Annotated in this window: 15 protein-coding genes and 1 tRNA gene; 11 read left to right on the top strand and 5 right to left on the bottom strand. The window is 44.9% G+C overall.

Annotated elements, in window-relative coordinates; genetic code table 11:
• The 3 genes from H6759_02935 to H6759_02925 form a co-directional block, all read right to left on the bottom strand.
• Entirely contained in the window at positions 1-1,356 is a 1,356-nt protein-coding gene (locus H6759_02935; protein USN52985.1) for a phosphomannomutase/phosphoglucomutase, read from the bottom strand.
• A gap of 202 nt (positions 1,357-1,558) precedes the next feature.
• On the bottom strand, positions 1,559-1,765 hold the full coding sequence (locus tag H6759_02930; protein ID USN52984.1) for a hypothetical protein: 207 nt from the start codon (positions 1,763-1,765) through the stop codon (positions 1,559-1,561).
• An 11-nt stretch (positions 1,766-1,776) separates the two neighbouring features.
• Complete coding sequence (locus H6759_02925) at positions 1,777-2,052, bottom strand: hypothetical protein (GenBank protein USN52983.1); 276 nt, start codon at positions 2,050-2,052, stop codon at positions 1,777-1,779.
• Between the two features lie 586 nt (positions 2,053-2,638).
• Here H6759_02925 and H6759_02920 point away from each other — a divergent pair.
• From H6759_02920 to radA, 9 genes are read left to right on the top strand one after another with little or no spacing between them, the layout of a single operon-like run.
• Positions 2,639-3,193 (top strand): LemA family protein, encoded by a 555-nt coding sequence (locus H6759_02920; protein ID USN52982.1) that lies wholly within the window; start codon positions 2,639-2,641, stop codon positions 3,191-3,193.
• A gap of 3 nt (positions 3,194-3,196) precedes the next feature.
• The gene (locus tag H6759_02915) at positions 3,197-4,087 is read left to right on the top strand and encodes a M48 family metalloprotease (GenBank protein ID USN52981.1); all 891 of its coding nucleotides are present in this window, start codon (positions 3,197-3,199) and stop codon (positions 4,085-4,087) included.
• Positions 4,088-4,097: 10 nt separating this feature from the next.
• On the top strand, positions 4,098-6,629 hold the full coding sequence (locus tag H6759_02910; GenBank protein ID USN52980.1) for an ATP-dependent Clp protease ATP-binding subunit: 2,532 nt from the start codon (positions 4,098-4,100) through the stop codon (positions 6,627-6,629).
• Between the two features lie 12 nt (positions 6,630-6,641).
• A complete protein-coding gene (locus H6759_02905) occupies positions 6,642-7,250 on the top strand; it encodes a hypothetical protein (GenBank protein ID USN52979.1) in 609 nt (202 codons plus the stop codon).
• Positions 7,223-7,474 carry a hypothetical protein gene (locus H6759_02900; protein USN52978.1) on the top strand — a complete coding sequence of 84 codons (252 nt, stop codon included), beginning with the start codon at positions 7,223-7,225 and terminating at the stop codon, positions 7,472-7,474. Before H6759_02905 ends, H6759_02900 begins: the two co-directional genes overlap by 28 nt.
• Positions 7,475-7,478: 4 nt before the next feature.
• The gene (locus H6759_02895) at positions 7,479-8,717 is read left to right on the top strand and encodes a hypothetical protein (GenBank protein USN52977.1); all 1,239 of its coding nucleotides are present in this window, start codon (positions 7,479-7,481) and stop codon (positions 8,715-8,717) included.
• A 1-nt stretch (position 8,718) separates the two neighbouring features.
• On the top strand, positions 8,719-9,390 hold the full coding sequence (locus H6759_02890; GenBank protein USN52976.1) for a DsbA family protein: 672 nt from the start codon (positions 8,719-8,721) through the stop codon (positions 9,388-9,390).
• A gap of 1 nt (position 9,391) precedes the next feature.
• Complete coding sequence (locus H6759_02885; GenBank protein ID USN52975.1) at positions 9,392-11,059, top strand: hypothetical protein; 1,668 nt, start codon at positions 9,392-9,394, stop codon at positions 11,057-11,059.
• Between the two features lie 45 nt (positions 11,060-11,104).
• Positions 11,105-12,481, top strand: coding sequence for a DNA repair protein RadA (gene radA / locus H6759_02880; GenBank protein ID USN52974.1), 1,377 nt, complete (start codon positions 11,105-11,107; stop codon positions 12,479-12,481).
• Here the strand turns inward: radA and H6759_02875 are convergent.
• Complete coding sequence (locus tag H6759_02875) at positions 12,464-14,533, bottom strand: ATP-dependent DNA helicase RecG (protein ID USN52973.1); 2,070 nt, start codon at positions 14,531-14,533, stop codon at positions 12,464-12,466. The genes radA and H6759_02875 overlap by 18 nt on opposite strands.
• An 86-nt stretch (positions 14,534-14,619) precedes the next feature.
• On the opposite strand from H6759_02875, the gene H6759_02870 reads away from it, so the two are divergent.
• On the top strand, positions 14,620-15,129 hold the full coding sequence (locus H6759_02870) for a hypothetical protein (protein USN52972.1): 510 nt from the start codon (positions 14,620-14,622) through the stop codon (positions 15,127-15,129).
• Positions 15,130-15,148: 19 nt separating this feature from the next.
• A tRNA-Arg gene (locus H6759_02865) sits at positions 15,149-15,225 on the top strand.
• A 102-nt stretch (positions 15,226-15,327) separates the two neighbouring features.
• Here H6759_02865 and H6759_02860 read toward each other — a convergent pair.
• Positions 15,328-16,083, bottom strand: a complete 756-nt coding sequence (locus H6759_02860) for a hypothetical protein (protein USN52971.1) — start codon at positions 16,081-16,083, stop codon at positions 15,328-15,330.
• Position 16,084 lies beyond the last annotated feature (1 nt).

The raw sequence follows: 16,084 nt of genomic DNA, 5'->3' as shown, positions 1-16,084 counted from the left end.
CTAGTAAATAAGATCAGTCAACTCTTTTTTATGCGCCTCCATCTCTTCTACGGTCTTCGCTTCAAGATTTAAGCGTAAAAGCGGTTCCGTATTAGATGCGCGTACCGAAAACCACCAGCCTTCAAAGTTCATGCGCACACCATCAATGGTAATAATGTCTTTTGCCTTAGATACAAAATGTTCTTGAATCCGCTCGATAGTTGCTTGTGTATCAGCGACTTTAAAATTGATTTCGCCTGAATGAGCGTACTTTTTTAATGGCTTCCAAAGTTGAGAGAGAGGTTTGCCTTCACGCTGCATGAATTTTAAGACAAGGAGCAAGACAAGATCAGTGGCTTCGGATCCGCGTAAATCACCAAAGTAAAAGTGCATGGAGAGCTCACTAGCAAAAGCGGCGTTTTCTTCAATAAGTTGTTTTTTAATGTGGGCATGACCGACGCGACACATTTTTGCTGTGCCACCTAGTGATGTGATGAGTTCAGGTAGGCTTGATGATGAACGCAAATCATAAAGAATGGTTGCTTGTAGATGATCACGCAAAATCTCTTGGGATAAAAGCGCGCCCAACATATCGCCCGGAATCGGGGTTCCTTCTTCATCAACAACACCAATACGATCACCATCGCCATCAAAAGCAAAGCCAACGTGGCATTGATGTTTTTTCATCACAGCGCGCAATGCATCCAGCGTTTCTGTTTTTACAGGGTTTGCTTCGTGATTTGGAAAACGTCCGTCAAGGTCCCAATAGAGCTTTTCGATATGCGCACCATGCAAGCGTCCAAGAAGTTTTGGTAGGGTGTGACCATTCATGCCATTGCCCGCGTCTACAGCGATACGTAAATCAGAAAAATCACCTGCTAAACCAGAAAGCTGCCACATCTTTTCGATATAATGCTCTAATACGTGCTCATCATCAGTAACAGATCCGGTTTGTGCTGCATGCGGGATAGGCATCTCAGAGCAAGCCATGTCACGAATGTCTTCCATGCCACTCCCCTGACCAATGGGTAAGCCATTACCTAGCATCATCTTGAATCCATTATACTCAGACGGATTATGAGATGCCGTAACCATCACGCCTAGATCTACACTCTCTCGTGCTTCGGTCATGGCAAAATAAAACATCGGCGTTGAGCACAATCCTATTCTAACGATATCAGCGCCTTGTGAACGCAAGCCTTCTATCAACGCTTCCTCAAGCTCTTGTGAAGTTGTACGCATATCATGTCCAACTATCACGCGTTTTGGTTTATAGATCGCTCCGAGCGTTCGCCCAATCCTCTCCGCATCAGAAATCTCAATTTCTCCTGGCGAAAGCGCACGAATATCGTAAGATTTAAATATAGATGGCTGCATATGGGGAGAGGATAGCATAAGGGCAGTAGACACTCGAAAAAAGGCAATAATAGAGCTTACAGCACGACTTCAATATCTGGAAAGTCTACTTTTAGTTGATCGATGAATGCTTTGTCTTTTGCAAGAGAGATATTCGATAAGTCGAGACAAAAAAGCTCACCTTTTGGAGAGAAAAAGGTAAAAATATTCCCCAATATGATCTTCACGTCTGACTCCCTACCCGTCCAACCAACTCTTTAAAGAACTGACGTGTTTTAAAGTTCATATCGACACCCAGAAATTCCTCAATCAAGTATTTGCGTTCAAGATCATCCACTACCTCGGCAGTGGCTCGTATCGTTTTCTTCTTTTCTTTAGCAAACATCGAAACAGAAGGGAGGTTGTTTTTAGCGAAAGGGTTGAATTCCATAGTTTGGGGTATCAAGAAACATGAGCAATGATCTCTAAGCCTGGACGCTGTGCTTTTAGCTCTGCTTGATACTCTGGATCTAGCGCGATGGGATTCCAAGAGCAATCGAGCACGAGAAGCGATGAGGGTAGGTTGGGTAGCCGAGGAATCTCAGTACTTGTAAGAATAAGTTCTTCAAGGCCTTCTGGAAGTGTAGGAAGAGATTTTATTCGCGTACTACCTTCGATATTGAGTGTTTTTAGTCCTTCTGGTAGCTCCGGAAGGGTTTTTAGCTCGAACAATAGCAATAAAGACTTTCAAGAGTGGACGGTAATTTGGGAAGCTGGGCAATTTCCAGGTTCCCGTAATTAAAATGTGTAAGTGCGCCATCTTCATTTATTGCACGCATTTTCTCATTTTTTCTCTGATAACCTTCTTTACTAACGACATAACCTCCTCTTCTCCCCTTGGTCTATCAGAGCCTTTAGAAATGTCCGCGTCTCATAATCCATCTTCACGCCCAAATACTCTTTAACGACAAATCTATCCTCAAGATCAACCATAGTTTCAGCAGAAGCTTGTGGTATTTTTTGGTTTAGGTTTGTTCCTCTCCGCAAAGAACGAAGTCGACTTTTTCTCGCTTGGTGGAATGAACGGATTTTCAATATTACGCATAAAATCTAATGCTAGATGACCTCATATAATAGCAGGATAGCACAAGGGCGGAAGTCGCTCGATCTATGACAAAGTTCCTCATGAAAGGGTGTAGCTCTTCGTTCACACGGAGAGTAGGGAGAATATTATAGAACAATAGTGTTGACCCCACCTGTAGTCATGCTATTCTATAGGTAAGCCTTTTAGGCGCTAAATATTTAGCTTACTTTAGCCAAAAATATGATTGTATTGTGGATTTTACTCGGTGTCTTGGTTGTTGCTGCGCTTTGGGCAATTGGTGTTTATAACGGTCTCATCACACTTCGTAACCAAACAGACGAAGCTTGGTCAGATATCGATGTTCAATTAAAGCGTCGTTATGATTTGATTCCTAACCTTGTTAACACGGTAAAGGGATACGCCACGCATGAGTCCGGTACGCTCGAAAAAGTCATCGCCGCTCGTAATGCTGCAATGAATGCAACTGGTCCTCAAGCAAAAGGTGAAGCAGAAAACATGCTCGCTGGTACGCTTAAGTCACTCTTTGCTGTTGTTGAGGCATATCCTGAGCTTAAAGCAAACGAAGGTTTCTTAAAGCTTCAAGACGAATTGTCTGACACAGAAAACAAAGTGCAAGCTTCACGCCGTTTCTACAATGGCAATGTTCGTGACTTCAACACAAAGTTGCAGGTCTTCCCTACTAACTTGATCGCTGGCATGCTTGGTTTTGTAAAGCGTGAGTTCTTCGAACTTACCAATGAAGCAGAACGCGCAACGCCAAACGTTCAGTTCTAAACAATGTACAACCACATCGCATCAAACAAACGCAAAAGCGTTTTACTGATCGCGGTCTTCACGGGTGTGCTCGCTGCGGCGGGTTATGTCTATGGAGCGCTAAACGGGTCCGGTTATGCCGGACTCGTCTTCGCTTTATTGATTTCACTTGGTATGACCGCGTTTTCTTGGTTTGCTGGTGATAAGGTTGTGCTTGCGACAACAGGCGCTAAACAAATCAAGTCACGTGATCAATATCCTTATCTTTGGAATATCGTTGAGAATCTGACGATTACCGCTGGCATGCCAATGCCTAAGCTTTATGTGATCGAAGACACGGCGCCAAACGCATTTGCTACCGGCCGAAATCCTGAGCTCGCATCTGTCGCCTTTACGACAGGAATTATCTCCCTGCTCGAAAACGAAGAGCTCGAGGGTGTGGCTGCACATGAGCTTTCTCATGTGCAAAATCGTGACACGCTCTATATGGTACTCGTCGCTGTTATGGTGGGTGCATTGTCACTCATGGGTGATCTATTCTTTCGTATTGGTTTAGGTGGTAATAGATCCAAGAATAATAATAGCGGCGGTGGTATCTTTATGATTCTCGGTATCGTATTTCTCATTCTCTCCCCTATTATTGGAGAAATCATTAAGCTCGCTATTAGTCGCCAACGTGAGTATCTTGCAGACGCATCCGGCGCATTGCTTACACGTTATCCAGATGGTCTCGCTTCGGCACTTGCAAAAATCTCAGCTAATGCACAGCCACTCGCAAGGTCCTCTACGGCAACATCGCATTTATGGATTTCGAGTCCATTCGGTAATAGCAAAAAAATTGCTTCGCTTTTTTCAACACATCCTCCAGTAGAAGAACGTATTAAGAGATTGAAACTCATGGGCGAAGCCCGTTAACCCTCCACCTATGCTGCAACCAGACCTCCTTTCACGTTTTACGCATCACCTCAAAGAAGCTTTGCAAAAGTCTTTGGCTTTTACGATTTCTTCTGGTCGTGACCAGGTTTCGCCTGGTGATTTGATTGTGGGTCTTTTGCAAGAGTCCTCGTCTATTGCAGCCGAAGTCCTTAGCAAAGCATCAATGCTAACAGAAGAAGCAGAACGTGAGTTTCGTGGCACACCTACGCCCCATGAGCCAGGAGCCGCGATTGCTCCTGATCTTTCGGCGATCGTAAAGCGTATTCTCGAAAAGGCTGTCCTTCTCGCGCATCTACACGAACATCGTTACATAGGTACCGAACATTTGTTATTGGCGATTATTGAAATCGCACCAGAAGACGTCATTATCTTTTTAAATAGTCATGGATTAGATCAGCAACTCGCAAAGGAGCAATTGCGTGGCGTTTTACAATCAACGTCTCGTTTTCCAGAATTTACAGAAAAGATGGCCGAGAATACCATCGAATCCGATGAAGACGGCGAACCAGCTGACCCATCGCCCGACGCTGGACCAAATCCAAGTTTTAGTCGACAAGACCCGTCACTTGCTTCAACACGTCCAGGACGTGAAAAAAAGCCAAAAGCTCTCGAAGTCTTTACGCGTGAGTTAACGGCACCTGAGCATGTTGCAACACTCGACCCCGTTATTGGACGCGATAAAGAAACGGATCGCTTGCTTGAGATTTTATGCCGCCGCACAAAAAATAATCCAATTCTGCTTGGGGAGCCAGGTACGGGTAAAACAGCTATTGTAGAAGGCTTAGCACAACGCTTAGCGGCTGGTGAGGTGCCAGATATTCTTTTCGGAAAGCGTCTCTATGCTGTTGATTTGGCGTTGATGGTTGCCGGTACCATGTATCGAGGTGAATTTGAAGCGCGTTTAAAACAACTCGTAGAAGAAGTAAAACAAGATAAAAATGCTATTTTGTTTATTGATGAAATCCACACGCTTATTGGCGCTGGATCAACATCAGGGTCTATGGATGCGGCAAATATGCTAAAGCCTGCGCTTGCGCGTGGGGAGATTCGTTGTATCGGTGCTACGACAAATGCAGAATACAAAAAGCATCTAGAGCCAGACGCTGCGCTCGATCGTCGTTTTCAACCAATTGACGTAGAAGAGCCGTCTGTAAAAGACACACTCACGATGTTGAAGGGTATTAAAACCCGTTATGAAACACATCATGGCGTGAAGTTCTCAAAAGGAACATTAGACTACGCCGTCAATCTTGCGCATCGTTACCTTACGGACCGACACTTTCCTGACAAAGCAATCGATGTTTTAGATGAAAGCGCCGCGATCGTAAACGCACGGCGTTCTTCGCATACAGAAATGGAGATGCTACGTTCGCTTGAGGTGGGCATTGGAGCAACAGAAATGCTCAAATCACAAGCAATCGAAAAAGGTGATATGGAAGCTGCTTCAAAAGCCGCAAAAGATGTAGAGCGCTTGAGAGCGCAGTATAATGACTATCAAAAAACCTTTGAAGCAAACCGTAAAAAAGATCGTGCATCTGTTGAGATGAGCGATATCTCACTTGTGGTATCTCGTTTATCACGTGTCCCGCTTGAGATTATCGAGCAAACCGAACAAGCGCAGCTATTAGATCTAGAAAATATTCTTGCAAAAGATATCGTTGGACAAGATGAAGCCATTCAAGATGTTGCACAAATTGTGCGTCATGCACGTTTAGGCCTAACAGATAATGCCCGTCCACGTGCAAGTCTTCTCTTTGTCGGTCCATCAGGCACTGGTAAAACGGCGATGGCAAAAGCTCTTGCAAAGTCCCTTTTTGGTAAAGAGGATGCTCTCGTTAAGCTTGATATGTCAGAGTTCTCCGAGGGGCATTCTATCTCTAAGATGCTTGGCTCCCCTGCTGGTTATGTCGGTTATCGCGAAGGTAATCGTCTTTCTGACACGATTCGTAAACATCCTCACGCTGTTTTACTATTTGATGAATTCGAAAAAGCACATCCAGATGTACAAAACTTGTTATTGCAGGCTTTGGAGGATGGCTATATGACCGATGGCGTGGGCAAAAAAATCCCATTTAAGCATTCGTATATTGTGTTGACGTCAAATGCTGGCGCCGAACTCGCAAAACGTAAATCCCTCGGATTTGGTGATGCCGATGCAAGAGGATTTACAGCAATGATCCAAGGAGAATTAAAAGAACGCTTTAAACCAGAGCTTCTTAGTCGTTTGGATAAAGTGATTGTCTTTCAGCCATTGGATCAAAAGTCCCTCAAAAAGATTTTACGTAAAGAGGTTGATGCGCTAGCAAAACGCCTTCGTGAATCTCGAAAAGTTGCTCTAACGCTTTCTGATGACGTTCTAGAATGGCTTTTGCAGCGTCCAGCATCTACACAAGAAGGCGCACGTTCATTACGTAGCGTCGTTGAACGTGAGTTGATGACCGTACTTGCCCCTCACCTCCTAAAAACAACCAAGAAAAAAGCCTCAGTAAAACTGACCAAGCAAGGATTGAAGGTTTCATGATATCATTAGGGCATGGCTGAGCCAGCGCGTAAGCTCCCTACACCTACACGGCAACCAAATAGCGTACCAACGGTACGCCAGCTTGGTAATATGCCAAGACAAAGCGGAGATACCGAAAGAGCGCTTTCGTATCTTCGTGATCGTCAACGTCCAGCAAATCAAAATAGCGGTCAAACGGTGCTTCCTACCCTATCAAATCCCGCATTACAGCCACAAGAAGAAGAAAATGACGAAGATATCTATGGCGCAGAACAAAAAGCTTCTGATAGCCGTATGCAAGCGATCCACAGCAGTGGTGCTAATGAAGAGTATAGCGATGAAGAAGAGGTCTATCCCGAAGAACCGCAACAAAATGAATACGCTGATGAATACGCTTATGAACAAGAGTACGATGATCGTCAAACATATGATGCTCCGCAGAGCATAGAAGAACGAGATCAGCAAAATGCCATTGCCTTTGCTCGATCGCAAGCAAATTTTATAAAAAGATTCCTGCAAGAAAAAGCGCTTCAAGACGCTGATACAGACGATGAGACGGAAAAAACAGAAAAGCCATGGCAAGAAAAGCTGGCAAGAAGTGGCTCAAAGCGACCATGGCAGGAACCGGCATCGGTTTATTAGCCGTCTTTGCTATTTGGAACTACGAAGTCTTTATCGAAGGCAAACAACCAGCTTGGAAGATATTGCTTACGATTCTTGTTGATATCGTAAGTATACTTTCTATGATTTGGGTCATTATTCAGCCGATCGTCTTTTTCTTAGCGGTTTTTGCTGCTGCTCGCGCTATTCTCCCTGAGCCAATCCGTGCCGTATTCGATAATGCCCTGTCATCCGTGTTACAATAAGTCTATGAATGAGAATTTAAAACGCGCACTTTTTATCTTCGCCTTTCTTGTAATCGTGATTGGCGCAGGATTTGGTCTCTATATCCTCTTTTTTAAGGGAGAGTCCCCTATTTTACGCCCACCATCATCCACTTCAACAACGCCTGGACAATTGCCTACAAGTGGTCCTGGCGGTGTCTCAACAACGGGTACTGATCCTGGTGGTACGGGTGTTTTGCCGGTTAATCAAAGACGACCCTTTAATCCATTGTTGCCAACGGGTATTCCGACCCAGCAAAGATCAACCGTACTCCGATCTGACGTCTCACGAAATATTGCCATGTCAAACTCGGGTGCGTTACGAGGTTATGACCCGCTTTCTGGTAAGTTTTACCGTGTTAATGCTGATGGTAGCGTAACCGATCTTTCGTCGCAGACATTTTATGGTGTTGATCAAGTTGCTTGGGGAAACAACTCGGATAAAGCAGTTTTGAGTTATCCGGATGGTAATAATGTGCTGTATGACTTTCAGACACAAAAACAAGTCACACTCCCTAAGCACTGGGATGATTTTGATTTCTCGCCACAGGATGATGCTATCGCAGCAAAAAGCCTTGGTATCAACGAAGATAATCGTTTCTTGATTATTTCTAATCCAGATGGAACAAATTCACAGCCTATTCAAGAATTAGGAAATAATGCAGATAAAGTGCATGTGAGCTGGTCTCCTAATGATCAAATTGTTGCGTACTCATTTACAGGTAACCCACTAGGCTTTGATCGACAGCAGGTGCTTCTTTTGGGCAAGAATCAAGAAAATTTTCGTGGCTTAGATGTTGAGGGACGTGGTTTTATTCCAAACTGGTCCCCTTCTGGTAATAACCTTCTTTATAGTGCCTATCAATCAGGGAGCGGTTATTTGCCTTCGCTTTGGGTGAGCGGTGCCGTTGGTGATGATATCGGCACAAACCGTCGTGAACTTCAATTAAATACTTGGGCTGATAAATGCACCTGGAGAAACGAATCAGAGATTATTTGCGGTGTACCAACGAGCTTGGGTACAGGCGCTGGATTACAGCGATCACTCTTTGCAAATACGCCAGATCAATTAGTACGAGTAAATGTTGATACAGGAGAAACCGTTGTCTATGGATCCCCTAGCGTTAACGATGTTGCAATTCAGCAAATGGTAGCGACACCTGATGGTTCAGCCGTTATTTTTACCGATACAATTTCTGGTCAACTAATACGTTTTGAATTGTAGTATGGAGAATCATCGAATGGTCTGGATTGCCATAGGCGGGCTTGTCGTACTTTTTGCCTTAGCGTCCTTAGAGTTCTTAGTACGATCAACGTCCTATTTTCCAGCGGGCTCTAAACCTGCGCTTACTTTTTTGCAACCATCAAACGATGCAAAACTCCCTCCTAATCGCGAAACCGATCCTTGGACAGGTTCATCGTCTACTAATGCCGTAGTTGTTACGATTTTTGGTGATATGACCGATCTTTCTACCAAGTCTCTTGAGCCAGCTGTCGTGGCTATTATTAACGAAATCCCTGATACACGAATCGTTTGGAGAGATCTTATTTTAGCCTCAGACAATCCTTCGGCCATCTTAGCCGCAGCTGCTGGACGTTGCGCAAATGACCAACAACGTTTTTGGGAGTTTCGTGGACTTGTTATGGCAGCTACGGGTGATTTAACGGTTGATAGACTTCAAGAATATGCGAGAACCGCAGGTATGAATGTCAGTGGATTTAATACCTGTCTCGCAACAGGAAAAGATGCCGCTATTATCCAACAAGATAATGCTTTGGCAGCGCAGTATAATATTGGGACATCTCCAACGATTTTTATTGAATCCAAAGTGATGCCACAAGATATCAGTGTAAATAGCTTGCGTTGGGAGGTATTTAAGGCACGATTAAAAAAGTAGTATGAGATATTTTCAACGAATAGCGGCTATTTTTGCCGTCGCCGCTCTTGCGCTGCCTTCCGTTGCATTTGCTGATGTGGCGGTAAAGTCTTGTTGTATTTTGTTGTCTGAGTCAACAGTAAATTCATGCTTTCAGTTTACAGATGTTTTGCCTGGATCTCCCTCTGAAGATGAAAAGAGTGTGATGCGTAATTTTCAGCAATATAAATGCTTGAATGTACCCCAGCACTATGTAAATTATCAAGGTCAAACAGCAAATTGGATTGTTAATGATGCTAACAACTCAGGTGTTTGCGGCACTGCCACAACGCGATCGGCTACATGTGCAACAGTAAACTCTACGCCGCTTACCGCACATGCGCGCTGCGAAACAGAGGCTGATTGCGGAGCTGGCACAGCTTATGCGTGCGAAGAAAATTTCTGTAAATTAAAAGAAGGTCAATTGTGCTCTGGTGATTCAGGCACGCAGGTAAATTGCGCGAATGGCCTCGCTTGCCGTCCAACAGATGGAAGTAAGAAATGTTTAGCAGATGTAGCGACGTCATCCGGGGTATCAGAGTCAGCGGATTCTGGAGAAGCTCCCTTCGTCCCTATTGTTCCAGTGTTAGGCGTAGAAATCCCTGGCTTCTCTTTTACACCAGCCACAGAGTCAGGTGGTATTGTTTCTGTTCCCTACCTCGGGCAATACGTAAATGCGCTATATCGCTATCTAACGGCTATTGTTTTAACGGTGGCTATCGTAATGGTGGTTTATGGCGGTTTTCAATATTTATTAGCAGCAACGCCTCTTGGTGTTAAAAATGGTAAGAAAACAATCACTGACGCACTTATCGGTATGGGGCTAGTTCTCGGAGCTTATGTAATTTTGAATACCGTGAATCCAGCGCTACTCTCACTAGAGACATTGAAATTTAAGAGAATTGATCCTGTAGAGTTTCAATTAATTCCATTGGATCAATGGACAGCAATAACATCTCAATCATCCTATAGTTCAGGGGCAGCACCCGCCAATGACAGTGATGCGTCTCGTCAGGCGGTTGCCCTAGCAAGGATCGCTGCCAGAGAAGCTGGCATTGATGAATGCTTTATCGTAGCCACTGTTCAGTCAGAGTCTGCAGGGCGTTTTCGGGCTATAGGACATGATGAAAATGTCACAAGAAAATCAACCGTTGCTCGCGGTAGGTACAAATTTCTCCATCGTACGTATACAGGCGTTCAATTTTCTCCAAATGATCCTCCGAGGAATGATGACCATACACTTGATCCGTCAAAGCCAGATTTTGGACTGGATATGGAGATGTCCCACGGTATTGGAATAGGCCAAGTCACCATTGGGCATTCAATGTGTCGCAAAAATAGAGAGCGAACTGCTACGGATGATAATCTGCATCCGACCTGTAATTCATATCAATGTATGAAAGATGGTCAACTTGTTTATGGTAAGAATATTAACAATACCTGCTATTCAATTGCTGATCTTTTAAGTATTGAAGGGGGCATTCGTGCCCTGACTTACGCAGCTAAATCAACGTTTAGAGCGGCGAATGGCAATGTTGCAAGGGCTCGTGCACTTTATGTTGGTTATGCAAATAGCCCTAGTTGGGAAACCGATTCAAGAACAGTTAGTTTTATGGCAAAATATAATGCTTGCCGCAGTGGAGGAGGTTAAAGGAGGAGTATTGACACCTTTTGCACAGCCCGTGACCATACTTGTATGAAATCTTCTTCCGTCTTCGTGTGCTCAAAATGCGATGGCCAATTTACCAAATGGTCTGGCCAATGCTCTGAATGTGGCGCTTGGGGCACTGTTCACGAAGACGGGGCTGCTGTAGCGAACCCTTCTTCAGGCACAAGAGGTAAAGCAAAACCGGCTGGTAAGGTCGGTTCTTTTGCTGCGCTTGATGAGACGCTTGCAGTCCCCGTCCCAACAAAGCTTTTATGGTGGGATGAGCTTCTTTCCGGTGGTATTGTAAATGGCTCGGTTACCCTACTTGGTGGTGAGCCCGGAATTGGTAAGTCTACGTTAACGGCACAACTCGCGATTCAGATAGCACGACAAAATAGACCCGTGCTTTATGTGACGGGAGAAGAATCTCCATCACAAGTTGGCTCTCGATTAAAGCGTCTCGTAGGTGCAACCATACCTGAGACGCTCTCTTTTCTTGATGAGACGGATGCTCTAACGATTGCAGCAACTATTCGCGCGCAAAAACCGGCTCTAACGATTGTAGACTCTATTCAATCAGTGCGAATGCCAGAGGTTACGGGTGAGCCAGGTAATCCAACGCAAATAAAAGCATCATCAGCTATTTTAAACGAAGCAGCAAAAGATGTGGGTGCAAGTGTTATTTTGGTTGGACAGGTCAATAAAGATGGTGATATTGCTGGACCTCGCCTTCTCGAGCATCTTGTTGATACTGTTTTGATGATGGAGGGTGATCGTGGCCAGTCACATCGCCTTTTAAGAGTTTTTAAACATCGATTTGGCTCAGCGGATGAGACGGCTATTCTTGACCTCTCAGAACGCGGTCTCGAGCCGATTCTTGATCCGAGCGCTGCATTATTGTCGCATCGTCCAGCGAAAGCCTCGGGCACTATCGTAACGCCTATTGTTGAAGGTAATAAAACCCTCCTAGTTGAGTTGCAGGCACTTGTTACGGCAGCTGGCTATGGAACGCCATTACGCCGCACTTCTGGTATTGATACGAATCGCGCAAGTCTTCTTTTGGCGGTAATGGCACGTCGGGTTGGTGCAAGCTTTGGTGATCAAGACGTTTTTGCCAATGTCATTGGTGGATTTTCGGCCGCAGAAAATGCTTCTGATCTCGCGTTTTGTCTTGCGGCAATATCAGCAAAGCAAGATCAAATCATTGATCAAAGTGTCGCCGCTTTTGGCGAGGTAGGTCTTGCTGGCGAATTACGTCCTGTCTCACGCATGGATATGCGTGTGCGCGAACTTGAACGTCTAGGTTTTTTAACGATCATTTTGCCAAAATCAGCCAAGCTCCCAAAAACGACAAAAGCGAAGCTCGTCCCCTGCTCTACCGTACGCGAAGCTTGTGAGTCTCTTGGCTTATTCAAAGTGCGTTGATTCTTGCAATTGGTGAACAGCTTTTGCAATTGTCGGGTAGGCTTCTAAGCCGCCTTCTTTTTGTAAAAAGGATTTTACGTCGTCATTCGCTTTTTTCATGAGTGGAATATCGGTGAGCTGGATATAACGGAAACCAAGATCGCGTCCACTTTGGACGGTGCCAAGAATGCGTCCGCTTCCACGGAGTTTGAGATCTTCTTCGGCAAGAGCAAAGCCATCTTGAATGCGTTCCATGAGTTGTAAACGTAAGAGCTTATCCCCTTCTACATCGGTTGCTAAGAAACATTGGCTCGGTAAGAGCGCGCGTCCAACACGGCCACGTAATTGATGAAGTTGTGCCAGTCCAAAGCGTTCAGCGTTTTCAATCATAATAATCGTCGCTTCTGGTACGTCCACACCAACTTCGATAACCGTTGTTGAAAGTAAAACGGGTGTTCGGCCATCTTTAAATTTCGCAAATGCTTCTTCTTGTTCTTTGACCTTTTGTTTGCCATGGACGATCCCAATCCCCAACCCTTCGAGTGGACCTTTTGAAAGTTCTTTATAGGCATCTAATAATGCTTGAGCGCCTGTTGTATCCGATGCTTCGATGAGCGGAAAAACAATATAAGCACGTTCTTTTTTACTTACTGCATCACGAATTGCACGATAAGCGCGCTCACGACCATTGCCTATGCACACATGGGTCTCAATCGGTAAGCGACCTGCCGGTTTTTCGCGCAAGAGCACGTGATGTAAGTCGCTATACAAGGTAAGCGCGAGTGTACGTGGGATTGGTGTTGCCGTCATTGAGACAAGATGTGGTACGAGTCCATCAACGCGTGCATTTTGAACAAGCGTTTCTCTTTGTCCAACTCCAAAGCGATGTTGCTCATCAATAACAGCGAGTGCGAGATCTTTTGGAAGCCGTCCATCAACAAGAATGGCGTGCGTACCAATAATCACAATATTACCTCCTTCGATCTCGGCGAGCGCTTCGTCTTTTGTAAGCAGTTCTTCTTTTCCTTGAAAGAACCGCTTTTTTACGGTTCGCGTAAAGAGAATCACCGGAATAGTCGTGCCAGCATAAAAGCGCTGAAAAGAAACCGAATGTTGTTGAGCGAGCAATTCAGTTGGCGCAAGAATAGCAACGCTCTGTTCTTTGCGATGTACCATGGCTGCCAAAAAGGCAGCAACGGCCGTTTTACCAGAACCCACATCACCCTGAAGTAAGGCGCGCACCGGTTCTGGTTTCTCCATCTCTTGCAGCAATAGCCATACAGCTTTTTTCTGATCACCCGTTAATGGAAAAGGGAGGCTCGCAGCAAAACGCTTTGCTGCGTCTTCGTGCACTGGAATCATTGGCGCGCCTGCTTTTGCTGCTTTTGCCACCGCCGTTCGCATAGCAATCTGATAAATCATGAGCTCGATATAAGCGAGGCCTTCTCGTGCTTGCTCGAGATCAGTACGCGCCTCCGGCATATGAAGTTTTTTAAGGAGATCAAGATACCCGGTTTGCGCGCCTAACTCTTCTGCAAGCTTGGGTACCGTGGATTCGTCGAGTAATTCAAAGCAAGTTTGCACTAAGCGTCGATAGGTTTTTTGCGCGAGTGTCCCGGCGAGTCCATAGACTGGCGCAATACGTCCACTGGCGATTTGCTTATCACTCGGTTCCCAAAGGGGATGATTCAGTTGTTTGCCAAAAGTGGCATGTACGCCAACTTTTCCAGAAAGAAAAATTTCACGACCTTCGGTCATCTCATTCACAAGCCAAGGCTGTTGAAAGAAGGTCGCTGTAATGGTTCCTGTATCATCCTTTGCAACAAGTTTAAAAAGCTGGATACGCTTACGAAATGTTGGCTGTTTTTTAAATGAGACCACCGTTACTTTAAAGGTAGCGACATCACCATGAATCGCATCCGCAACCGTAATCGTTTGAGAATAGTCGTCATAACGCTTTGGTGGCGTTTCGAGCAAATCTCCAATGGTACGAATCCCAAGCGCCTCCCATGCACGACGGATGGGGGTTGTGGCGCCTTTTACAAATCCAACGGGATCGGTCCAATTTAGCATAGGTTTATCCTAGCAGTTTTGCAGTAATCTACCATCCCCGCCTTCCATAGAAGGCGAAAGGAATAATGTGGTATACTATGTCCTATATGGCGTCTCTTTCAAAAGAAGTGCAAGAAGCGGTGATTCTCGACCAAGATCAATTTGTTTGGGAGACTGTTTCTTTCCAAAAATACGAACGTAGTAAAGCGTGGTATTTTGCCCTAACCGTTATTACGATGCTATTGGTCGCGTACTCGTTGGTATCTTCGAACTTTTTGTTTGCCTTTATTATCGTTTTAACGGTTATTCTCTTACTTCTTTTAGGGTCACGTGAACCACGTCCTATTTTGGTACAAGTAGGTCAAGATGGCCTTGTATGGGATGGCATCCTTCACCTCTACGAAGACATCGAGCAATTCGCGATTGTGTATAACCCACCTCACACAAAAACCCTTTATATCGACTTTGTAAGCGGTGTAAAACCACGCCTTTCTATCTCCCTCGAAGACGTTGATCCGGTCGAATTAAGAGGCTTTCTTAGCCAATTTGTGGCCGAAGACGGAGACTTGCGCAGTGAGCCATTTTCTGATATAGTCGGGCGGCTTCTGAAGTTTTAGACCAAATAAAGAGGTTTTTGCACCCGTAGCTCAGCTGGATAGAGCGCTTCCCTGCGGAGGAAGAGGTCTGACGTTCGAATCGTCACGGGTGCACCACGTAAAAGCCGTCGCGAAAAGCGCGGCTTTTTGCGTACGGCTCACGTGGCGCAGCCATCAGATATAAAAACACCGGCCATTGGCCGGTGTTTTGTATTGGTATTATTTTCTTCGCAGTATAAGTCGCTCGGTGTCTCCGCCCTTTGATTCGTCAGGTATAAGAGTTAGAGTTTCATCGCTGATTACGACCTCTTTATACCAATAGTTCGATAACCAATCATCTTGTCTTTCATTCGTGCTTAACAAGGGCTCGCCTTCCCAATTAGCGCATTCAATATAAATACCAAGAGGCACATCTTTACCGTTGATTCGGGGCATAACACGAAATTCATAATTGCATTCCACGGGTACATCGGAAGATATGTTCTTGATTTGCAGATCTTCTCGACCTATTAAGAATGGCGAGCCTCTGTCTTGAAGATTGCTTACAGAAAACATAAATTCATAGCCGTTCTTAGGGCTGATTGTGTACCATGTACCTTGGATGCGGCCATAATCTGCTCTCCAAGCATCGTTTAAGCGTTCCATTGACTTTATATTTTGATATATAAGAAGTTTTATGCCAGCTATACTTAACACTACTGACATAATAAAAAAGACAATAGCCCATCTTCTGAGTAAAGTTTCATTTGAACTTTTACGAACTAAAGTAACAAAAAAATGAATAGATACAAACAGAATTGCAGTCATTGGAAGCGCGATACCGAGCAAAATGCCACCGCCAAGTCCTACAACAGTAAAAGCTTGATAAATCATCAAAGGCCCTCTGATCGTCGCGCCTACAATTAAGCCGAGTGCACTGGCGAAAACTAAGCTTAAAGTAGCGCGTAACGTTGTTATCTGTGGCTTTGTATTCATA

The organism is Candidatus Nomurabacteria bacterium (assembly GCA_023898425.1).
Lineage (GTDB): Bacteria > Patescibacteriota > Patescibacteriia > 2-12-FULL-60-25 > 2-12-FULL-60-25 > HK-STAS-PATE-2.
Note: the sequence above shows the minus strand (reverse complement) of the source record. Positions and strands in the feature narration are given on the sequence as shown.